The 20,878-nt window shown below is 43.4% G+C and carries 23 protein-coding genes; 21 read left to right on the top strand and 2 right to left on the bottom strand.

Annotated elements, in window-relative coordinates:
- Positions 1 to 195: 195 nt before the first annotated feature.
- From GRF59_RS06995 to GRF59_RS06930, 14 genes are all read left to right on the top strand, one after another.
- Complete coding sequence (locus GRF59_RS06995) at positions 196 to 1,725, top strand: PucR family transcriptional regulator (protein WP_423802934.1); 1,530 nt, start codon at positions 196 to 198, stop codon at positions 1,723 to 1,725.
- 130 nt (positions 1,726 to 1,855) lie between these two features.
- Positions 1,856 to 3,121: a cytosine permease gene (locus GRF59_RS06990; RefSeq protein ID WP_160496883.1), complete on the top strand. Its 1,266-nt coding sequence runs from the start codon at positions 1,856 to 1,858 to the stop codon at positions 3,119 to 3,121.
- The gene (locus tag GRF59_RS06985; protein ID WP_160496882.1) at positions 3,122 to 4,225 is read left to right on the top strand and encodes a DUF917 domain-containing protein; all 1,104 of its coding nucleotides are present in this window, start codon (positions 3,122 to 3,124) and stop codon (positions 4,223 to 4,225) included.
- Positions 4,218 to 5,768 (top strand): hydantoinase/oxoprolinase family protein, encoded by a 1,551-nt coding sequence (locus GRF59_RS06980; protein ID WP_160496881.1) that lies wholly within the window; start codon positions 4,218 to 4,220, stop codon positions 5,766 to 5,768. Before GRF59_RS06985 ends, GRF59_RS06980 begins: the two co-directional genes overlap by 8 nt.
- A 184-nt stretch (positions 5,769 to 5,952) precedes the next feature.
- Complete coding sequence (locus tag GRF59_RS06975; protein WP_160496880.1) at positions 5,953 to 6,261, top strand: hypothetical protein; 309 nt, start codon at positions 5,953 to 5,955, stop codon at positions 6,259 to 6,261.
- A 77-nt stretch (positions 6,262 to 6,338) separates the two neighbouring features.
- Positions 6,339 to 6,821: a GNAT family N-acetyltransferase gene (locus GRF59_RS06970; RefSeq protein WP_160496879.1), complete on the top strand. Its 483-nt coding sequence runs from the start codon at positions 6,339 to 6,341 to the stop codon at positions 6,819 to 6,821.
- 135 nt (positions 6,822 to 6,956) lie between these two features.
- Positions 6,957 to 7,532 carry a hypothetical protein gene (locus GRF59_RS06965; RefSeq protein ID WP_160496878.1) on the top strand — a complete coding sequence of 192 codons (576 nt, stop codon included), beginning with the start codon at positions 6,957 to 6,959 and terminating at the stop codon, positions 7,530 to 7,532.
- A gap of 483 nt (positions 7,533 to 8,015) precedes the next feature.
- Complete coding sequence (locus GRF59_RS06960; protein WP_160496877.1) at positions 8,016 to 8,354, top strand: low molecular weight protein tyrosine phosphatase family protein; 339 nt, start codon at positions 8,016 to 8,018, stop codon at positions 8,352 to 8,354.
- 57 nt (positions 8,355 to 8,411) lie between these two features.
- On the top strand, positions 8,412 to 9,662 hold the full coding sequence (locus GRF59_RS06955) for a hypothetical protein (RefSeq protein ID WP_160496876.1): 1,251 nt from the start codon (positions 8,412 to 8,414) through the stop codon (positions 9,660 to 9,662).
- Positions 9,663 to 9,776: 114 nt separating this feature from the next.
- Entirely contained in the window at positions 9,777 to 10,556 is a 780-nt protein-coding gene (locus GRF59_RS06950; RefSeq protein ID WP_160496875.1) for a Cof-type HAD-IIB family hydrolase, read from the top strand.
- A 100-nt stretch (positions 10,557 to 10,656) separates the two neighbouring features.
- Positions 10,657 to 11,187 (top strand): GrpB family protein, encoded by a 531-nt coding sequence (locus GRF59_RS06945; RefSeq protein ID WP_160496874.1) that lies wholly within the window; start codon positions 10,657 to 10,659, stop codon positions 11,185 to 11,187.
- Positions 11,188 to 11,350: 163 nt separating this feature from the next.
- Positions 11,351 to 11,779, top strand: coding sequence for an NUDIX domain-containing protein (locus GRF59_RS06940; RefSeq protein WP_160496873.1), 429 nt, complete (start codon positions 11,351 to 11,353; stop codon positions 11,777 to 11,779).
- A gap of 158 nt (positions 11,780 to 11,937) precedes the next feature.
- On the top strand, positions 11,938 to 12,549 hold the full coding sequence (locus GRF59_RS06935) for a histidine phosphatase family protein (RefSeq protein ID WP_160496872.1): 612 nt from the start codon (positions 11,938 to 11,940) through the stop codon (positions 12,547 to 12,549).
- 66 nt (positions 12,550 to 12,615) lie between these two features.
- Positions 12,616 to 13,137: a GNAT family N-acetyltransferase gene (locus GRF59_RS06930; RefSeq protein ID WP_341480027.1), complete on the top strand. Its 522-nt coding sequence runs from the start codon at positions 12,616 to 12,618 to the stop codon at positions 13,135 to 13,137.
- Between the two features lie 104 nt (positions 13,138 to 13,241).
- Here GRF59_RS06930 and GRF59_RS06925 read toward each other — a convergent pair whose 3' ends face one another.
- Together GRF59_RS06925 and GRF59_RS06920 are read right to left on the bottom strand one after the other, a co-directional pair.
- Complete coding sequence (locus tag GRF59_RS06925; RefSeq protein ID WP_160496870.1) at positions 13,242 to 13,463, bottom strand: helix-turn-helix domain-containing protein; 222 nt, start codon at positions 13,461 to 13,463, stop codon at positions 13,242 to 13,244.
- An 11-nt stretch (positions 13,464 to 13,474) separates the two neighbouring features.
- Positions 13,475 to 13,954: a DUF2975 domain-containing protein gene (locus GRF59_RS06920; protein WP_160496869.1), complete on the bottom strand. Its 480-nt coding sequence runs from the start codon at positions 13,952 to 13,954 to the stop codon at positions 13,475 to 13,477.
- A 303-nt stretch (positions 13,955 to 14,257) separates the two neighbouring features.
- Here GRF59_RS06920 and GRF59_RS06915 point away from each other — a divergent pair, with 303 nt between their 5' ends.
- The 7 genes from GRF59_RS06915 (at position 14,258) to GRF59_RS06885 (ending at position 20,870) form a co-directional block, all read left to right on the top strand.
- Positions 14,258 to 14,485, top strand: a complete 228-nt coding sequence (locus tag GRF59_RS06915; protein WP_160496868.1) for an S-layer homology domain-containing protein — start codon at positions 14,258 to 14,260, stop codon at positions 14,483 to 14,485.
- A gap of 483 nt (positions 14,486 to 14,968) precedes the next feature.
- Positions 14,969 to 15,244 carry an acyl carrier protein gene (locus GRF59_RS06910; RefSeq protein WP_160496867.1) on the top strand — a complete coding sequence of 92 codons (276 nt, stop codon included), beginning with the start codon at positions 14,969 to 14,971 and terminating at the stop codon, positions 15,242 to 15,244.
- Complete coding sequence (locus tag GRF59_RS06905; RefSeq protein WP_160496866.1) at positions 15,231 to 16,736, top strand: hypothetical protein; 1,506 nt, start codon at positions 15,231 to 15,233, stop codon at positions 16,734 to 16,736. Before GRF59_RS06910 ends, GRF59_RS06905 begins: the two co-directional genes overlap by 14 nt.
- Before the next feature lie 22 nt (positions 16,737 to 16,758).
- Positions 16,759 to 17,865: a glycosyltransferase family protein gene (locus GRF59_RS06900; protein WP_160496865.1), complete on the top strand. Its 1,107-nt coding sequence runs from the start codon at positions 16,759 to 16,761 to the stop codon at positions 17,863 to 17,865.
- The gene (locus tag GRF59_RS06895) at positions 17,837 to 19,012 is read left to right on the top strand and encodes a radical SAM protein (protein WP_160496864.1); all 1,176 of its coding nucleotides are present in this window, start codon (positions 17,837 to 17,839) and stop codon (positions 19,010 to 19,012) included. Before GRF59_RS06900 ends, GRF59_RS06895 begins: the two co-directional genes overlap by 29 nt.
- A gap of 68 nt (positions 19,013 to 19,080) precedes the next feature.
- On the top strand, positions 19,081 to 20,064 hold the full coding sequence (locus GRF59_RS06890; RefSeq protein WP_160496863.1) for an ABC transporter ATP-binding protein: 984 nt from the start codon (positions 19,081 to 19,083) through the stop codon (positions 20,062 to 20,064).
- On the top strand, positions 20,061 to 20,870 hold the full coding sequence (locus GRF59_RS06885) for an ABC transporter permease (RefSeq protein ID WP_160496862.1): 810 nt from the start codon (positions 20,061 to 20,063) through the stop codon (positions 20,868 to 20,870). The genes GRF59_RS06890 and GRF59_RS06885 overlap by 4 nt, the downstream gene beginning before the upstream one ends.
- The last annotated feature ends 8 nt before the right edge of the window (positions 20,871 to 20,878 follow it).

Raw genomic sequence — 20,878 nt, 5'->3', positions numbered from 1 at the left:
TCATACGAGGGTTATACTAATAGTAACGAAGCCTATTTGCTGCGTTATGCCGAGCATCATCGCTTGGTTTTAACAGGCTGTTTCTGCGAGGAATCTCCTTGTTGGAAAACAGCTTGAATCGAACAAAAAAGTGGTGGTTGAATTGGGGTAACCGTAAAAGATTTACTGCAACTTCCTTCGTTTAGAGGGGCTCAGGTGGTCACTGGAACAAGCAGGCTCCATCAGACCATTTCCTCTTTATCTGTTTTAGAGGTGGCGGATGTCAATTTTTTCTCGCGAATTATTCAAACCGTTCAAGAAGAATGGTATGCCGAAGAGCTGGTCATCAGTTCTTTTTATTCCATTAAGGACAGTGTGGAACAACAGTGCAAAACGGTTCAATATTTGCATGATCTTGGTGAAGTGGGCTTGATTTTGTACTATGTTGGCATTGTGATGCCGGATATAGCCGATGAAGTACTCGAGCTGGCCGAATCTCTGAATTTTATTATCATTTGCATGCCGAGAAACGATTACTCTCTTAGGTACAATGAAGTCATTTATGAAGTCATGGAGATGATCGTAAGCAATCAGAATATGAATGAGCATTTCGTGAATGAAACACTGGAAAAGGTCTCACTATTGCCGGAACATTTGCGGAGCGTGGAAATTACCCTTAAACTGCTGTCGGACCGGATGAAAGCGAACATCATTCTAACAAACAGCAACCTGGATATTATCAATCGTGTCATGTGGCCGCGTAATTCATCGCTCCATGTTGAGGATCTGATCCGGTCCATGGCTCCTTCCATTTTGAACGGTAGAATGGGAGAAGATGAGCTGAATTCGTCCTGCTTTGTTGAATACAAACGTGTTCATCAAAAAAATGGAGAGGCTCTTTACCTGTTCCTCATTAAAGAAAATACGAAGCTGCCGCCGAAAACGGTAGATCAAATCAGCGAAGTGGTACAGGTAGCCATCAATTTGTGGGGAGATAAGCATAACGAGGTCAGCGAATACGCTCTGGTTAAAGCCATCGTGAATGATGAAAGTGAAAAAATGCGCAGGTTGGCCAGTTTGCTGTATATCGACGTTTCCGCCATCCAAATGATGTGGCTCGTTTACATTCAGGATTTGTCGGAGGAAAAAAGGATCAGGGAAGACTTAAAAGCACATCTTTCCCAATATTATAAAACCGCGGTCATTCAAACAATCGATCACTGCATTGTCGTTTTGCTAGGGAATTGCTCCTATAAATACAATGAGTTTGAAATCGCAGCGGAATATATCGAAACCACGAGTCTCATTGCTGAAATATCAAGCATCGTTTATTCTCCGAGGATGCGGGACACACAGGATGTTCGCCGAATGTACCAGCTTGTAAACGGCGTTTCTAAAGAGGTTCGACGCATCTATCATCATCGCAAACTATACACCGCGGCTGAAATCCGTTCCATGAACCGGGCTATAGACCTGAGTAAACAAGGGGAAGAGATTACAGAAGAATGTTTGTCCATCATGGAGCCGTTATTGGACGACCCGGATGCGTTGGAAACGCTGATGACTTTTCTTCTGGATGCGAAGGGGAACATGGATGACTGCAGCAAGCTGTTGTTCGTCCACAAAAATACCGTGAAATATCGTATTAAAAAAATTAGCGAACTCATCGGATATGACGTAACCGTCAATTCGGAGTCGTACGATGTGTATACCGCCTGCATGGTTTACCGTCTCATCCATAACTGAAAAATACCGATGTTTTGTTCAATTGGACAAAAACATCGGGTTTTTTTTTATTTTCAGAAAAAGACGCTGCCCTACTTGATCTTTTACAATAAGAAAAAACATTCGAACGAATAAGGGTGGTGGGGATCATATGAAAGCCGTTAAAGAACATCAATCCTGGTTCAGTCTCGGGATCATCTGGGCTGGGGCGGTCATAAGCATCCCGAGTTTGTTGGTAGGGAATGCGCTTATTACAGGCATGGGATTATCGAAGGCGTTGCTCGTTACGTTGGTCGGTTACTCGATTATTGTATTGATCATGATTTTGCAGGGTATTCAAAGTACGGATTTAGGAAAACCGACGGTTCAGGTTGCAGGTCAGGTCTTTGGCAAAAAAGGATCTCGGACGATCCTTTCGATCATTCTCGCGATTGCGTGCCTCGGATGGTTCGGCATTCAGGCGAATGTGTGCGGTGCAGCCTTGGCCAACTTGCTAGCTGAGACCGGAATTCACATCCCGGTGCCGCTGGCTTCTCTCATCAGCGGTCTCGTGATGGTAGTTTCAGCTATGTATGGTATTAAAGTGCTGCGGGTGATCAGTTATATTGCCGTTCCTTTATTGATCGGAATCAGCGTATACGGTCTTTTCGAAGCTTTGACTGGTGACTCTCTGCAGATCATTCAGAATTATAAGCCAAAGGGAGCGATGAGCTTTACGGACGGACTGGCGGTAACCCTGGGTTCATTTGCCTTAGGTGCGGTTGTCGCGGGGGATTACTCGCAATTTTCGAGAAAAAGGTCCGATGTCCTGAAAGCTGCTCTTTTTGGGATTATTCCGGCAGGCTTGCTGATGATCGGTGCAGGAGCTGTGCTGACGATTGCATACCAAGCCAGTGATATTACAGCAACCTTTTTGAGCATCACGACTCCGTTTATTGGCGGTGTGATTCTGATCCTGGCTACTTGGAAGACGAATCTCGTGAATGCCATTTCAGGCGGTTTTGCCTTAATTAACGTGTTTAACGTATCGAAGGAAAAAGAAAAGTGGGCCGTCGGCATTGCGGGAACCATCGGGACTGTATTGGCTGTCATCGGCATACTTAACTATTTCACACCGATCATGTCCATCTTGTCGGCCATGATTCCACCGGTGGCAGGCGTGATGATCGCTTCGTACTGGGTGCTTGGCAAAGGGAGTAAGAGCCGCTGGCAAGAGGTTGAGGGCGTGAATAAACTTGGCGTCGTTTCCTGGCTTGTAGGCGCGGTTATAGCTTGTACCCCTGTCGTGTTATCCTTCTTCCCAAGCTTGCCGCAGGTACCGAATCAGCCGTTGATCGGAATTGTCATTTCTTTTGTAATGTATTATGCAGGCTATCGTTTATCGGCTCAGAAGACAGTCATATTGGAGGAAACGTAAATGAGATATTTAGATAAAGCAGCTGTTGAAAACATCGCCGTCGGCGCAGCATTTCTGGGCACTGGCGGAGGGGGGGACCCATATGTCGGAAAATTGATGGCCCTCTCGGCCATTGAGAAGTTTGGACCTGTAAAATTACTGTCAGTCGATGAGATTAAGGATGAGGACTTTTTCATTCCGGCCGCGATGATGGGGGCGCCTTCCGTACTCGTGGAGAAATTCCCTAAAGGGGATGAGTTTGTAAAGGTTTTTCAAAAATTAGCGAATTACTTAGGAAGAGAAAAGATCGCCGGCACGTTTCCTATGGAAGCGGGGGGCGTCAACTCCATGATTCCCATCGTCGTTGCGGCGCAGCTGGGATTGCCTCTGATCGACTGCGACGGTATGGGCCGGGCGTTCCCCGAGCTTCAAATGGTGACATTTAACCTGGATGGTATTCCGGCGACACCGATGGCGATTACGGATGAAAAAGGGAACATCGGTATCTTCGAGACGATTGACAATAAATGGACGGAACGGCTCGCCAGAGTGGCTACGGTTGAAATGGGTGCCAGTACTTTGGTAAGCCTGTATCCGGCAACAGGTGCGCAAATGAAGCAAAGCGGAGTTCATCATATTGTGACCCTCTCCCAGCAGATTGGAGAAATCATTACATCGAAGAACCGGGACGCCAAGGATAAACTTCAAGACCTGCTGAAACTTGTGTCGGGCTATGAGCTGTTTCAAGGTAAAATCGTGGATGTCATCCGCGAAACGAAAGGCGGATTTAATCTTGGCCGCATGCATCTCGAAGGAATTGAGACGTTTAAAGGCGGGGAGATGAAGGTTCATTTTCAAAATGAAAACCTGGTTGCCGAAAAGAACGGTCAAGTGGCAGCAATAACCCCGGATTTGATCTGTCTCGTTGATTACGAGACCTTATCGCCTGTGACCACGGAAAGCCTGAAATACGGGAAACGCGTACGGGTGATTGGACTGCCCGCTCATGAAAAGTGGAGAACGGAAAAAGGGATCCAGACTGCTGGACCAAAATACTTCGGATATGATTACGATTATGTTGCTATTGAGGAACTGGTGAAAAAGGCGGTGGCTGAGAATGTATAGAATCGGGATCGATGTAGGCGGCACCAACACAGATGCCATCATATTGGATGAGAATCATCATTTGGTTCATGCGGTAAAATCACCGACAAGCCTGGATATTAAAACGGGGATTGAAACTTCGCTCCGGAATTTGCTGCAGGGTGCGAATATGGATAAAAGCCAAATTACGCATGCCATGTTAGGTACAACACAGTGCACGAATGCCATTGTTGAACGCAAAAAGCTGGCTCAAGTCGGCGTCATTCGTCTGGGTTACCCGGCAACGGCTTCCGTACTTCCGTACACGTCCTGGCCTGAGGATATGGTTCAGAAGCTGTCGGGTAAATATGCTCTCGTTCATGGCGGATATGAATACGACGGCCAAGTGCTTGGAGAAGTCGATGAAGCTGAAATTACAGCTCTTCTGGAGGAATGGCGTGGCAGTATTGAATCCATTGCGGTTATCGGCGTGTTTTCTTCTATTAAAAATGACCAGGAATTCCAAGTTCGCGATCTCATCCATGAAGTGTATGGCGAAGAGTTCCCGGTCTCCTGCTCTTCCTTGATTGGTTCGGTCGGTTTAATTGAACGCGAAAATGCAACCATACTCAATGCAGCATTGTGCAAGGTCATTGAAACGACAACCCAAGGATTCGTACAGGCGTTAGAAGAAGAAGGGATCACTGACGCAGCGGTGTTCTTATGCCAAAATGACGGTACCTTAATGTCGATTGATTACGCTAAACAGTTTCCGATCCTAACCATTGCATGCGGGCCGACGAACAGCATACGCGGTGCCTCTTATTTGGCGAAGATCAAAGATACGATGGTTCTCGACGTGGGCGGGACGACGTCGGACATCGGGGTTTTGCAGGAAGGCTTTCCGAGAGAATCCTCGGTTGCAGTCGAGGTTGGTGATATCCGTACGAATTTCCGCATGCCGGACATTATCTCTGTTGGACTGGGCGGCGGAAGTATCGTGCGCTCGGAGAACGGAAAAATTACGGTTGGCCCTGACAGCGTAGGATACAAGATTGGACAAGAGGCGCTGGTCTTTGGCGGGAATACGCTCACAACAACAGATATTGCCGTTCGGCTGGGCCTCGCGGATGTTGGGGATAAGAGCTTGGTAGCGCATTTGGATGAAGGCTTCGCTAAACAAGTTGAAGCTGAAATTTCATCCATTATTGAGCAGGCTATTGATAAAATGAAGACTTCGTCGGGAGACGTTGAGCTTGTGTTGGTAGGCGGAGGCAGTGTCGTTATTCCGGACACGATTCGCGGGGTATCCCAAATGATTAAGCATGAGAACGGGGGCGTAGCTAACGCCATCGGCGCATGTATTGCTCAAATCAGCGGGCAATATGAACAAATCTACATTTATTCTCAAGAGCCGCGTGAAGATTCGTTAAGAGATGCACAAGAAAAGGCCGTGAAGCAGGCCGTGCTGGCTGGCGCTGATCCGGCTACGGTGGAGCTCGTGGAAGTGGAAGAAACCCCGCTGGCTTATCATCCGGGAAATGCAACGAGACTGAGAGTGAAGGTAGTAGGAAATATGAAATAGAAGAGTGGCTTCACATGAGTTCATCCAACTTATGTGAGGCTCTTTTTACATAAACGTTAAATGATATGACTTTACCGGTAAACTTCTGAGCGGGAAATTTCTCATTCTATATGAACGCTTGTACGTAAATATGATACAAGGTAAAATATAGCTACAATTCATCCAAGCCAATTGTACTGACCAAGTGTTCGCAGCACTTGGTCTTTATTACATATATAACAACAGTGTTTCTGATGGGAAGCAAGATGAAGAGACAAAGTCAATTGCTGAATTCTTTATCATGCGAAAATGGAGGAAGCAAGGAATAGGAAGAGAAGTAGCGACAAGGATTTTTGATAGACATAAGGGAAACTGGGAGGTAAAGCAGGAGAAGGAGAATTATAATGCTCAGAAATTTTGGGAAACAGTAATCAATCAATATTGTAATGGAAGATATACCAAGAAAGAATCACTGCCTAAATGGGATGGGCCAATAATATTTTTTAAGAACTAAGTTGAAAATCAAAACCAATAAAACCTTAACAAAAAGGCGGTAACTGAAAGTGAAGTATCCGGAAGGAGGGATTGGCTTTGAGTAAACCTAATTCACTCAGCTATTCAAGGGAGAGGGAGAGAGCGAAAATGACCCAAAACGCTGATATTGAAATTCGTGAATTTATTCCTTCAGGAGAAGAATATATTCAGCTTGTTGAAAGCACCGGATGGAAAGGAATAGTTGAAAAGGGAAGCAAACAACTCGAAGAAGCACTGGAGAAGAGCTGGTATATTGTTTCAGCACTTCACAATGATAAAGTAATTGGGACTGGCAGAATTATTTCAGATGGAGTATATCAAGGATTTATTTGTGATTTGATTGTCTTGCCCGAATATCAGAATATTGGAGTTGGAACTCACATTCTTAAAAAACTGTTGCTGAAATGCAAGGAAAAGGATGTTTTGATGGTTCACCTTTTTGCTGCCGTAGATAAATGCAACTACTATAAGAAGTTTGGATTTGAAGAGCGTCCACAAGATGCCCCTGGCATGAAATGGGTTAATAGAGATGTGGTCTAACAGTACATCAAGAGACATCAGATAACACCGTATCATTTTAGAGAAAGGAATTGTTCAGATGAGCAACATGGATGTTTTTTCTTGATTTTTTTGATCTGACGTTATCTGAAATAAGCATGATTGAAGGGGGTACTCGTGCACACAACAGTCGATAGGGCGATAAAGGAAACATGGCTATACAATATAAAGTCTGATTATTCATCTAATTTCATCTTACTTGAGGATAGTTTGAAGAACGCATTTTACTTCCATCTAAGAAACAGACTTTCTGATGCTTTTCTGAAAGATCATAACTTAAGAATCTATACTGAATTACATACTGGATATGGTGAACGAATTGATATTGCGGTAGTAGAAATCGAAGATAGGGAAGATGTCCATTTACGAGAAAAAATTAAAGATTATGTGGCAGTAATTGAATTAAAGTATAAGAGCGGACACGTACCTATAGATCCTTTTTTTGGAGACATTCAAAAGATAAAAAGTTATTTGAAGAGAAATGATTATGTTAATTGCCAATATTACTTAGGCTTCATTCATGAGACGGAATACAGATTAGAAGAAACTTCTTGGTTGAACACCCGAGAACAAAAAACATGGGCAAGTGGAAGTCTTACTGAGTTATCTGGGTTTTACAACGAAGATAAAATTATATTTACTAATATTTCATATAACCATCTAAATGCGGATTTAAATAATATAAGGATTTGATCAAAGGTGTTAATGAAAGACGAATAATTCATTTTCGTTGGGTGAGGGAGATGTTATTTTGAATTTTTCTTGGTCACTTGCATTATTTCAAACACTATTTTTATTATTGGTTGTATTGTTTTTTGTTGGATTATATCGATTTGTAAACAAATCAGTTCAACACACAAAAAACACGAAAGAAACGCTGAAAAGACTAGAAGAAAAAATAGATAAGCTAAATGAGAAGCTAAAATAACTATTGGAGTGAATAAAATAGTCGTTCATGATATCAAATGAAATGAATACTCAAAACAAAGACTATGTAAGAAAGAAAATGCTAGAGTTCAACCTTCAGCATTTTCCTGATGATCTGAAAGGACGATACCAGGAGTTGAATTTACATTTAGTAAATGCGGAAGTTCTGGGGGTCGTGAATACAAAGAACGGTATATGCAATCGGGGCAAGCGGATAAAGAAATATTAAGATACAGAAGGTGATGCACCATGAAATTGTTGTTTATCTGCAGTAGAAATAAATGGAGAAGTTTAACAGCTGAGAAGGTGTTTGAACGATACAATGGATACGAAGTTAGATCTGCCGGTACAGAAGCGAATGCGCGAATTAAAGTTACTGAAGGACATATTGGATGGGCAGATACGATATTCGTGATGGAGAAAAAACATGAGAGGAGAATTAAGGAGAAGTTTGGACAAGGGCTGCTTACGGGAAAACAGTTAATAAGATTAGATATACCTGATGACTATGAGTTTATGGATGAAGAACTGATAGAGATATTGATTACAAGAGTGTCAGAATATATTGAAGTACCTGAATCAACATGAAGAGACTATTGCGGGCTTACGCCATAATACAGTTAATAGTAACTAGAGGTGAATAAGTTGATAGAAGAAGAATATTTTAAACAAAGATTTATTGATGTTTATGAGTACTCGCTAATGAATTATAAAAGTGGCACCGGAACATTTCGTATATCGGATAAAGAATTTCAAGTTAAATGGGAGTCTGTAATTCCTATAACTGGTGAATGTATTTTTGTTATATCTAGTGAAGATTCGCTTGGTTCACTCTTACAATCAACTGATATTGGAAACGGGGAGCTTACCGGAATTACAGATGACCGAGAATGGAGTATTAGTACTAAACTCATCATTACGAATATTAATTTCAAAACTAATATACCAAGTATTGTTTTAACTTGTTTAGTTCGTATTTTAAATCTCGTCAAAGTAAGTAATAATGAAATTAATAAAAAATATTTAAGAGGTTATATAACGAATTTCGATTTTCTAGGAATGGAGTTCACTATAAGAGGGGAAAGGCGTGTTAGAGATAAATTTACTGTAAATGTTCATGATAGACAGGTTGTTTTTCAAGAATTAGAGCACAAAAAATTAATATTAGAGCAGATTAATTCGAACCGGATAGACAAAGCTATATTATCCACTATTACTTTCCCTATTCTTGATGGAGAAAATAAGGAGCAAACCAGCCATTACATCGAACTTATTTCTTGGTTTCTAAGTCTTGTGAATGTTAAGGCAACAATGGTCCCGTTGATTGAGTATTACGACAATAACAATGAAATAGCAGAAATTGAATACCACCAATTATTATCGTCTCGCTACCATCCTAATGTCATAATTGATAATCATCTTTGTTTTGGTGGATTGATTCAGTATTTTAATGAATGCTACCAAGTTTTTGTGGAACTAGACAATGATCTTGCATTAAGTTCTTTAGTTACTTCCATACTCGGTATGTATGAGGGGAAATTTCTGGAAAACAAGCTTGCGGGTCTAATCTTATCTTATGAATTACTGCTCACCAAGTACCTAGTCAAATCAGGTAGCGATTTTGAATCTATCAAAGAATTAAGTATTCAGGACAAATTACGTAGGGTAAATACATACTTAAGGTTTATTCCAAGTCATCTGCTCGCAGATACATTAAGAAAAGATGTTAGAAATGCTTTATTTCACACTGGTGAAATTTCGGTTTTGTCTCTTAATGAAAAGATTGAGATTTATAATGAATATTATGATCTATTAATACAAATCACACTTAGAATTCTTAATTATAGAGGGAAATATATTAATCCCAAAGATTATACTGCCATAGATCTTTTATAAAGAGCGATATGGAAGATAACTCAGACAATACACGAGCCAGCCTAAGATAGGGACTAGCTAAGGGTCGGCTCGTGTCGTGAATATGGAAGCATTATTTTCAGAGAGGAGATTTACATGAAGTTTCCAATCATTGTTCTGGATTTGGATGGAACGCTTCTTAATTCAAATAAACAAATCTCAAATCGGAACTGTAAGGCCATTATGGAATGCTCAGCTCTTGGAATGAAATTCATCTTTGCAACTGCACGCCCCCCTAGGGCAGTGAAAACATTTTTGACAGATGAATTACTCAATTTAGGTTCATTTATTTATTACAATGGCGCCTATATCAATTGTAAGCATACTGGGATTGATGATCATGTACCGATTAAATCTGAAGTCACAAGTGAAGTCTTAGATTACTGTCTAAAGGGTAACCCTGATCTCGATTTAAGTTTAGAAGTGAAAGATGAATGGATGAGCTTAAGAGAATATGACTATTCAACCCTCATGAGAGTCAAAGGAAATCCTATGGTAAAGTCATTGGAAGAACTGAAACGTCTTGATGCATCAAAAATTCTTTTTTCAGGAAATATGGATATAATTTCATTTCAGGAGAAATTTAAATCGCAATTGAATATTCTTATTACAGACAATGGAAATCTCGTTCAAGTTTCATCACTTAAGGCTTCTAAGGAAAATGCAGTAGCCGTATTATGTAAGGCGATGAACATACCACTGGAGAACGTCATGGTATTTGGTGATGATTTTAATGATATCGGATTATTCAAAACTTGTGGATGGTCAGTGGCGATGGGGAATGCAATAGGAGAGTTAAAGGAGATATCTAAAGAGATTACAGAAACCAATGATAATGATGGTGTGGCAATAATTTTGGAAAAGCTTTGTGGGTAATTCAAGTTACTTCGCTTAAACAACTTTATTTTTCAATAATTATGAATAGAAGTGCCGGTTATTAATGCAGGAATGCTCAATGGGGTTGGAGGAATAAATCATGGAAACTGTCATCGTTTCAGAATACAATCCGGAATGGACTCAGAATTATGAGCAGGAGAAAATTAAAATATTCGAGGCATTAAATAGTCTAGTTCAAGGCATTGAACATATCGGAAGCACTTCAGTTCCTGGACTGGGTTCAAAACCGATAATTGATATTATGGTTGGTGTTTCTGACTTAAATCAGATCACTGAAAAACAAATAAATGATCTTGGAAGTATTGGCTATACATATGTAGAAAAACCGGACTTTCCAGAAAGGAAGTTCTTCCGCAGAGGAGAATGGAGGGCGGGAACCCATCATTTGCACATATATAAGTATAAGTCTGCCAACTGGGTGAATAACATATTATTTCGAGAATATATGAGAAAGGATTTACATAGTAAAGTACAATATTACAACCTAAAGAAGAAACTGGAAAATGAATTCAAACATGATAGAGCGGCCTACACCAAGGGAAAGTCAGGATTTATTCAAGATATTTTGTCCAAGGCTAGGAATGATCAAGAACTTAGGAATTGTTTCTAAGAGGGCAACGCCTTCTCCTTCTGAATGTATGAAATATCCAAAGTGATTTATTCTAGATGTTGCGGTAGGGGCTTGGGAAGATGATGTGCTAGTTAGTTTCTTCAGACAAATCAGGGAATTTGAGACGAGTCGGGAAAACTGTCTTTTGGGAGGCATGTAGTCTATGAATAAATTAATAGGAGCAGCATCAATCATTCTAGATGATGAGAATAAGATATTACTTGTGAAGCATAGCTATGGAAAATGTAATTGGGAATTGCCAGGAGGTAAATCAGAAGAGAAGGAATCAGCAGAGGAAACTGCAGTGCGAGAAGTCTATGAAGAGATCGGATTGAATGTGGAAATTGGAAGACTTATGGGAATCTATTATGACCCTCATTATGATATGCATCATTTTGTTTTCTTGGCGAAGAATGAAGATACGAATCGTACACCGAGACCAAGTTCCCCTGAAATTCTGGAATGCGGTTTCTTTCCGATAGATGATTTACCAAGACCGATAAGCGACTTTACTTACCAAAGAATTATGAACTCGCTTAATAGTAACGAAACAGTCTTCAAGGTCATAGGACCTAGACAATGGATGGAATAGATTGTTTGAAGTCGAATCAAAGATGGTAAATAAATCTGAATTAATCGAATGGAATTTGAAGAGGTCATTACAGGTGCATTAGGAGTCGGTACATATGAGTGGCCATGGAAATAATCTGGATTCCAAGTTCGAGACAACTTTTTAGGTGGGATACTATTATGAAGATTTATTTAGTAAGGCACGGTATGGATGAAGATGGTTTTCGGGGAGGATGGAGTCAGAGAGGATTAATTGATCGAGGCGTCCTTCAATCGAGGCTACTGGGAGAGTATTTATATAATCATCCTGAGGAGTATGGTATTCATACCATCCTGAGCAGCGATCTTGCACGAGCTGTTGAAACGACAAGGGAACTTGAGCAAATTCTCAAAATAGAGACCGTATACTCAGAAGAATGGAGAGAAATGAATAACGGGATACTAGCGGGCATGGCTAATAAAGAAGCTGAAGAAAAGTATCCTGGGATATACTTTAATACACTGCAGATGGATACTCCTTTTCCGGGGGGTGAAACTCCAAGATATTTTTTCAATAGAATTAAGAATGCCTTTGATAACTTATGTTCTAAGCTTGAAATCCAAGAAATGCAGTCGAATGTATTGTTAGTAACACATGGAGGAGTCATTAACCTTTTGTATTATCTGTTAAACGGTCATGAATGGACCAACCAAAGTCCTTTTTTTCCTATAGATAATACAAGTGTACATACGGTTGAGAGGAAATTAAATAAATGGGTGATTACTGAAAGGAATATAACTGATCATCTATAGGGATTTTTGAGATAAATTCAAGGAGTAGAAATGCGAGGATGAGGGCATTTTCACACAGTAAAGAAAGTGGGGTTAATTATGAACATATCCATTCGACGCATAGCAGATCATGATCCGAAAATGATTTCGGATGCTTTTAAAGAACAGGGTTGGGACAAACCTATTACTCTTTATGAGAGATACATTATAGAGCAGACTAACGGAGACAGAGTCACATTGATTGCCGAGGTAAATGGACAATTTGCCGGATATGTCAATGTAATTTGGAAGTCGCATTATCCTGGTTTTAGAGAGAAAAATATCCCGGAGGTTAGTGACTTTAACGTGTTATTGAAGTATAGGAGAATGGGAATTGGCTCGGCATTGATGGATCGGGCCGAAGAAATCATTAGCGAAAGATCATCCGTTGCCGGAATCGGAGTGGGCGTATTTTCTGATTACGGCAATGCTCAAATTCTATATATCAAACGTGGCTATGTCCCAGATGGTCAAGGTATATATAAGGGAGAGCATTATGTTGAATGCGGAGAAACGGTTGTAATAGATCATGATATGGCATTGTACTTAACGAAAGAATTAGAGAATTAGCCTAAGAGGGACACCCTCTTATTAGAGAAGTACAAAGACGCATTCATATTGAATGCGTCTTGTTGTATAAAGAGATTGCTCTCAATAAACTGCGAGTTCTGCATTTAATCTAGAGTATCTTCGTCAATTTGATATTCTAAAATATCTCCGGGCTGACATTCTAAGGCTTTGCAAATGGCCTCTAACGTAGTCAGCCTAATTGCTTTTGCCTTTCCATTTTTCAAGATAGAAAGGTTAGCCATCGTTATTCCAACCCTCTCCGAAAGTTCGGTTACACTCATTTTTCGTTTAGCCAACATCACGTCAATATTGATGATTATTGCCATTGTTTTTCACCTCAGACCGTTAAGTCATTTTCTGATTTTATTTCTATGGCGTTTTTTAATAGCTTTTGAAGGACAGCAGCAAAGACTGCGATTACAAGTGAAGCCAAAATAATGACCAATCCGAGTACTATGATGCCTGGGGCATCGTCGATCTCTGCCATGAGATATAAAAGAGGCAAGAATGCCACGTAAAAGATGCTGATTGTGATTGCACAGAATTTTATATTCTTTAAAGCTCTTACAGATAATTCTGAAAAAGCCTGGTTCTTGTCAATATAGCTCAAAAGTTTAAATGCCTGATACAATGCTGCGAAATATGCGATCGCTGTTACATACACGGCTATTAATGATGGATATTGCAAATAAGCCAACTTTGGAAAAAGTTCTGCTGCTTCTTTACCTATACTGGGCAGCACAAATATACACAAAGCCAGAATCGGAATACCCATAAGAAAAAGAGCGATTTTTAAAAAGAGTGTTTCACGTTTCATAAAAAGCACCTCACAAATGAATTGTCAATTTTGAATTTATTACATGGTTTATTGATTTACAATAAATAATTACTGTATTTTATCATATTTTTGTTGTTGTTGGAAAATGAATCATTTCTTAGAGAGTTTTGTTGCGGGTTGATTGACTCTGTCTCTGGTCTTATTTAAACCTAGAGCTGTAACACGGTCCTCACTCAAAATTATATTTAAAGCAATAGAATGAGCAGATCAAGATGGCCTATGATTCATGACAAATCAATGACATGTAATGGCTTCCGCTTCTTTGTTGTCAGATGTATAATCGTGGAAGAAGTGTCATCGCGAAATCACGCGGCAGATCTGTCCGTTTTCGCTGACCGTGATCAGATCGGAAGTTGGGCCAGTGAAGCCATTAAAGCCGCAATCGGGGCTAACTTTATGGAAGGCTACGGTAACAAGCTGCGTCCGCAGCAGCCGCTGACTCGCGCCGAAACAGCTGTGCTTATCCACAGAATGCTTATTATAACGGGATTAATTGACGGGGCAATGTGAAATGAAAGACGAGCCGAAGACGATGGCTCGTCTTTTTGCTTTCAATGAGGAGCAATGACGGTTCTTGCCGGATACTGAATTTCACAGCACGGATTCATCCCTAGTAAACCTGATGCTATCTTAGAAGCGAATAGCGAGTTATTTTATAGAATTACATTTTGTGGAATGGACAGAACAAGCTTTATCAAACCAAGAGAATGTTAAAACGTTAGAAGAATCTATACAAGAACTTGGTGGTGTGCATTAAGACTCTCGGCGTTTAGATAAATAGAATCGAGAGATTTATGTATTGTACTTGTCGCAAAATTTTCATATTTTTTCTATTAGTTATTAAATTAATAACAATTGACAGATTTTAACGGTTTGAGGATAATAATTGTAACAATGGTAAAAGGAGGGAAGAGTTAAGCCGTTAGTTCATGGATTTTATACGTAAGGATTTGGTTTTACCCTCATACATTAACCCTTTAAAGGAGTGTAGTTATGTACGAAAAAATCGTAGACATTTTATGTGCGATCAATGAAGATCAACCCGAACTCCGCCAATCCCTGTCCCCCGAAACACATCTGAACAACGATATCGGCCTCGATTCCCTGCAAATGATCCAGTTTATGCTCAAAGTTGAAGAACAATTGAACGTAGTCATTGACTATGACGAATTTGATTATGAGCATCTCCAGTCGATCAACACGTTTATGGATTTTCTGAAAAGCTGCCAGCCGCGGGAGCAGCTGCTATACGAAGATGTCAAGTCATGAAGCCGGAGTAACTCCAAAAATCGTAATGGGCTCCTTCGATCCGGAAACGCGCTGGAGGGATCTTGATCTTGCGCGCCTGCCCGCAATGCCCGATAAGGACCGTGAATCCATTGTCCTATGTATGGACGAGTTGCTATTTCCGTTCTGCGGGCCGGGCGATGTTCTATATACTCGCTGCAGGATGGACCCGGAGATACACGAGTACCTAAACGGGCTAGGCTTCTCTTTTGAGACCCGCTACCACTATGATTTGAACGATGATAATCAGCCTCTGCCCGGACTGGATGAATTCAAGCAGTGCATGTTCAAACTCGCAGCCCAGCAGGCCCGGCTTCAAGTCCCTGTAAAAAATAGTGTCATGCGGGCAGCGGTCTCAGGATATCCTGATGGCCCAGACCTGCGTGAATCCGACTCAGGGGTGAATACTACCGCAGGATCACAACAATCTCAGGATGAATCATCGGTGTTTACCGGCGCGCTATCTCCGTACGCGATTACGGCGGATACGGAAGCTTACTTGCACACGGCAGGACCTTTCAGCCCATTGCCTGAGCTTGAGACGGTTGTACGCGTCAACTCCAAGCTGTATTCCAACCGGCTCCTGGCTCAAATCGGAGAGAGGTGCTACGGCACGGAGGCAAGCAGTGCGGCGGAGGTGGAGGCAGCCGGAAATGTGCTTTTGAAGCGGGGGGCATATTTGCTGAAGGATCCCTTCGGTGTTTCAGGCAAGGGCAATCTGCTTATCGAGACGGAAGGATTGCAGCGAAGAATAGTGGAGCACCTGCATAAGCAGGAGGGCAGCGGACTGCGCTCGCAATTCCTGTTGGAGCCATTGCTGCCGAAAGAGACCGACTTCAGTTCACAATGGTTCATCCGAGAGAACGGCGAGACGGATTTCATTTCCGTACAGCGCATGATTAACCACCAACAAAATTATGGCGGGTCGGTCACGGCGGATGAAGCTTTTATCCAGCAGATCGAGGGTGCCGGCTACTTCAGTGTGATGGATAAAGCGCTCCGGTTACTGGCGGAAGACGGATATCACGGTTTTGTCTGTTTCGACTCCATGATCTTGAAGGATGGGAGCATCGTCCCTATTGTGGAGATTAATGCACGGAAATCCATGGGACTCATTAATGCTTATCTCGATAAAAGCTGGGAAACGTACGGCCTCACAGGTTGGCTGACGTTCTTGTCCCTCGGACTTCCGGAAGGCTTCGCATTCGGGAGGCTGTTGCACGCTCTGCGCGTATCAGGGATTCTGTTGACGGCCCCCGGCGGGTGCGGAATCGTTCCTCTCTCATCTAATACCGTCATGGTAAACGAGATACTGACCCGTCGCCGGATTGCCGCGGGCACACTGAACAAACGGGGCATGCCGAAGGGAAGGCTGTACGTATCGGTAGTCGGCCGTGACGACGGGCATCGCAGTGAACTGGTCGAAAGGCTGCGGCAGGTGCTCGCTGACTTGTCGGTTAAGGTGTACAACTAAATCTGGAACACGGGGGCTGCGCATGCATTCATCTTCGGTTATCTTGCTTGCGTCGGGGAATTCGCTCGGCGCTTACATTCCAGCTATGCATCTGCACACGTACCTGCAAACCAAGGGTATTGAAACGGACGTTCAAGTTCTGGAGAACGTGTATCAGGAAGAAGTGCGCAATAAAATCCGTTCCACTAAAAAAGCATTCCATGCGAATTTTGCTGTAGCCCGTATGGGGCACAAGCTGGCGAAGCCCATAGACGCTGCCCTGGACGAGGAATCGGTACAAAGGCTGCTGGACGCCTGGAAACAAGCCGGTATTTCGCGCTTTGCCGTGTTTACCGGCTTTTGGCTGCCGATCCTTGAGCGCTATAAGGCAGCTGCCGGCAGACTACTGGACATTCGGCTCATCCGGTTGGATGCATGGGATACGCCGTCATTCAAAGTACACAAAGAGCTATACCCCGGCTATAACAATGTCTGGTTCTACGAGCCCTCTCAGCTGTCCCCTGGCAGTTATATCGCTTCGGACGAAGTGGAGCCACTGCCTTACGGGGAGCGAACCGGACGCATTCTGATCCATGGCGGCGGCTGGGGGATCGGTACGTATGCCGCAACCATCTCGGAGCTGCGCCTGCTTGGCCGAGGTCTTGATGTCATCGTATATGATCCCTCCGAGGTAGATGAAGATGACGGAATAACGCGCTACTTCGGAACGCAAATAAGCTGGGATCCGTGGAGCCGCGACGCGCTGGGAAGGCACACGTTCCCGCCGATGATCCGGTATGTCCGTACAGATGGTGTGCTCAGGGAGTATCCGCTCGGGGATTACTCCGCTTACATGTATCTGATGCGAAACTGCGCAGCAATTATCAGCAAGCCGGGAGGAGCGACGTTGAACGACTCGCTGTCATTTGGAATCCCATTTATCATGCTGGAGCCGTTCGGCGATCATGAGTTACATAATTCAAATTATTGGGAAGCTTGCGGTTTCGGGATTCGTTTTACGGAATGGAAAACCGGGAACTATTCGGACGATCTGCTGGAGGAAATGTGCAAGCGTCTGGTGGAGCACCGATCTAAAATCAACCATTTTGGGAGGAAAACTTATGCAGCCGAAAACAGCAGTTACATTTGATCAACTGACATTTAGCAATATGAAAAGAACCTTGGTTCAGCTATCGGAAACGGGGAGAAAGCGCCAAGAAGACCCGACGTACGCAGCCCCGGTACCTTATGAAATCGGGATTAAGCTCAATAACGGCTGCAACTTGCGCTGTACGCACTGTTTCGAATGGAATGCTGACGGATTTCATCATGGTTTTGACAAACAAGAGAAGAAAGACGAAATCGAAATCTCCGTCGTGGAGAAGCTTCTGGCCGAAACGAGAGAACGCAAATCGCGCGTGTTCTTGTGGGGCGGGGAGCCGCTGTTCTACACCAAGTTCGATGAGCTTGCGGAGCTACTGGCCAAAGAAGATCGATATACGACCATTTGTACCAATGCGATTCTGATCGAGCGGAAGCTGGACTCCATCTTGAAGATGTCGGAAAATCTGGTCATGCTGGTCAGTCTGGAAGGTTTCGAGGAGGAGAACGACGCCATTCGGGGCAAAGGTACGTTTAAGAGAGTGGTCCACGCCATTCAACTTCTGCTGGATTTGCAAAAGCAGGGCCTGTATAAAGGCAAGGTGTCCGTGGCCTTGACGGTGAACGACCAAATGGTCGGCAAACTCTATAGTTTTATGGAATTTTTCGAAGAGATGGGCGTCGATTCCGTCTACTTCTGCTTCCCCTGGTATATCCCGAACGATACGGCAGAGAAAATGGATACCTACTTCGATGCTCATTACCCGCACTTGGCCTCCCGCTTTGCGGAAGGTCACAAGAACAGCTGGCATTCCTTCACATTCCACATCTCACCAGATAATTTTGACACATTAATCGAGGAGCTTAAACGCGTCAATTCCCGTGTATGGAATGTACGCATCCGTTATCAGCCTGCACTGGAGCCCGATGAGGTAGAAGATTTTATCCGCGGCAGCGAGAAGCCGGCCATGAAGCGGACGAAGTGCTTTTCGATCTCAAATCGGATGGATGTGATGCCGGACGGCAAAGTGAATCCGTGCAAATTTTTCCCGGAATTCAGCGTCGGTAATTTATACGAAGAAAGCATGGCGGATGTTTTTCACGGCGAAGACCTCCGGAAACAGCGTGAGGTTCTGGCCTGCGGCCTGATGCCGATTTGCTCGAAATGCGTGCTTCTTTACAATAATGGAATTTAAGCGTTTTAACTTTTATGCTTTATGCCGCCCAATCAGGCAAAACATGCAATCGTTCAGGAGGAGCGGGAATGGACTTTATCCGTGTGCGGGAGCTGCACAAATCGTTTGTGTATTACCGGAAAGAAGCGGGTCTGAGGAATTCGCTGAAAAACTTGTTCGCCCGTAAGTCGTTGCTGAGGGAAGCGGTTAAGTCCGTTTCCTTCGACATCGGCCCCGGCGAGTGCGTCGGATTTCTCGGGCCTAACGGGGCAGGGAAGACTACGACGCTCAAAATGCTATCGGGCATTCTGTATCCCACCAGCGGGGAGGCCAATGTGCTTGGGTATGTCCCTTGGGAGAGGAAGAATGAATTCAAGCGACTTTTCTCAATTGTAATGGGTCAGAAAAACCAGCTTTGGTGGGATCTTCCCGCAAGCGAGTCGATTTATTTGAATAAATGCATTTATGACGTGGATGATGATCTCTACCGCCGAAATCTGGCCGAACTTTCTGAAATGCTCGATGTACAGGATCTTCTGAACGTGCAGGTGCGCCGGCTGTCCTTGGGTGAACGAATGAAAATGGAGCTGATTGCCGCTCTGATTCACCAGCCACGGCTGCTATATCTCGATGAGCCGACGATTGGCCTCGATTTTCCTTCTCAGAAGAAGGTCAGGGAGTTTCTGAAATATTATAATGAGCAGTTTGGAGCGACGATCCTGCTGACGAGCCACTACATGAAGGATGTGGAAGACTTGTGCAAGCGGACGATTATTATTAACCAAGGAAGTCTTCTGTACGACGGGGATCTTCACAAAATTAATGATTTGTTCGGCGAACAGAAAATTATAAGGCTGCAGTTCTCCGAACCCGTTGCCGAGCAGATGTTGGCCAAATTCGGGAAAATTGTCAGCACAGACGGCTATAACGCTGTTCTGGAGCTGCCTAAGTATCGTTTGAAGGAAGTGTCGCGCGTCGTGCTTGATTCATTTCCGATCGTTGACTGGACGATTGAGGACGTGCCGATCGAGGAAGGCATTTCGATGCTCTATCGTAAGGAATCGGCCGTATGAACAGACGCAGATTGTATTCGGCAGTTTTTTCGATGGGCGTCCAGCATTCGATGGAATACCGGTTTCACTTCTTTCTGAGCCTTCTCGGGGCCGCGTTTCCGATTCTTGTGCAGTATTTCATCTGGACGGCGGTGTACCGGAATTCCGGCCAGACCGCGCTGTTCTCGTATTCGTACGGTCAAATTATTTTGTATACGATTCTAGCCGGGCTGGTCTCCAAGCTGATTGCTACCCAGTTCGAGCACCAGATTGCGGACGATATCAAAAACGGCGGTCTCAACAAATATTTGATCAAGCCGGTAAGCTATTTCAGTTATCGCCTGATATCCTTTTTCGGTCAAAAGGCGATTTATTACGGGATTACGGCCTTGCTGCTCGCCGGGATAATATGGTTTGCGTCCGCGGGCGACTTGCTTGAGCTTCAGGCCGTGCGTTTGATCTTGTTCGCTATCACGCTGTGGGGGGCGCTGCTGCTCAATTTCCTGATCGCTTACTGCATTTGCGCGAGCGCATTCTATCTGCATGAGATCTCATACTTCTTCCTGATTACCAGTCTGCTTATCAATATTTTGAGTGGTGGCATGTTTCCTCTGGAAATTTTCGGGGAAACGGTTGTGAAGGGGCTTCAGTATACTCCGTTTCCGTATACGATTTATTTTCCGGTCAATGTCCTCAGCGGCAAAACGCAGGCGGCAGCGATGTATCAAGGCCTGTTGATCCAGTGCGGGTGGATATTGCTGTTCCTCTGGCTCTCCCGTCTGACATGGCGTATCGCCATGAAGAAATATTCGGCGGTTGGGGGGTGAGGGACGAT

It is taken from the genome of Paenibacillus dendrobii, assembly GCF_009807035.1.
Classification (GTDB): domain Bacteria; phylum Bacillota; class Bacilli; order Paenibacillales; family Paenibacillaceae; genus Paenibacillus_AQ; species Paenibacillus_AQ dendrobii.
Note: the sequence above shows the minus strand (reverse complement) of the source record. Positions and strands in the feature narration are given on the sequence as shown.

Coding starts and splice junctions, on each gene's coding strand:
- GRF59_RS06990 (WP_160496883.1), top strand. CDS start 1,856: ATGAAAGCCGTTAAAGAACATCAATCCTGGTTCAGTCTCGGGATCATC.
- GRF59_RS06985 (WP_160496882.1), top strand. CDS start 3,122: ATGAGATATTTAGATAAAGCAGCTGTTGAAAACATCGCCGTCGGCGCA.
- GRF59_RS06980 (WP_160496881.1), top strand. CDS start 4,218: ATGTATAGAATCGGGATCGATGTAGGCGGCACCAACACAGATGCCATC.
- GRF59_RS06960 (WP_160496877.1), top strand. CDS start 8,016: ATGAAATTGTTGTTTATCTGCAGTAGAAATAAATGGAGAAGTTTAACA.
- GRF59_RS06950 (WP_160496875.1), top strand. CDS start 9,777: ATGAAGTTTCCAATCATTGTTCTGGATTTGGATGGAACGCTTCTTAAT.
- GRF59_RS06945 (WP_160496874.1), top strand. CDS start 10,657: ATGGAAACTGTCATCGTTTCAGAATACAATCCGGAATGGACTCAGAAT.
- GRF59_RS06940 (WP_160496873.1), top strand. CDS start 11,351: ATGAATAAATTAATAGGAGCAGCATCAATCATTCTAGATGATGAGAAT.
- GRF59_RS06935 (WP_160496872.1), top strand. CDS start 11,938: ATGAAGATTTATTTAGTAAGGCACGGTATGGATGAAGATGGTTTTCGG.
- GRF59_RS06925 (WP_160496870.1), bottom strand. CDS start 13,463: ATGGCAATAATCATCAATATTGACGTGATGTTGGCTAAACGAAAAATG.
- GRF59_RS06920 (WP_160496869.1), bottom strand. CDS start 13,954: ATGAAACGTGAAACACTCTTTTTAAAAATCGCTCTTTTTCTTATGGGT.
- GRF59_RS06910 (WP_160496867.1), top strand. CDS start 14,969: ATGTACGAAAAAATCGTAGACATTTTATGTGCGATCAATGAAGATCAA.
- GRF59_RS06905 (WP_160496866.1), top strand. CDS start 15,231: ATGTCAAGTCATGAAGCCGGAGTAACTCCAAAAATCGTAATGGGCTCC.
- GRF59_RS06900 (WP_160496865.1), top strand. CDS start 16,759: ATGCATTCATCTTCGGTTATCTTGCTTGCGTCGGGGAATTCGCTCGGC.
- GRF59_RS06895 (WP_160496864.1), top strand. CDS start 17,837: ATGCAGCCGAAAACAGCAGTTACATTTGATCAACTGACATTTAGCAAT.
- GRF59_RS06890 (WP_160496863.1), top strand. CDS start 19,081: ATGGACTTTATCCGTGTGCGGGAGCTGCACAAATCGTTTGTGTATTAC.
- GRF59_RS06885 (WP_160496862.1), top strand. CDS start 20,061: ATGAACAGACGCAGATTGTATTCGGCAGTTTTTTCGATGGGCGTCCAG.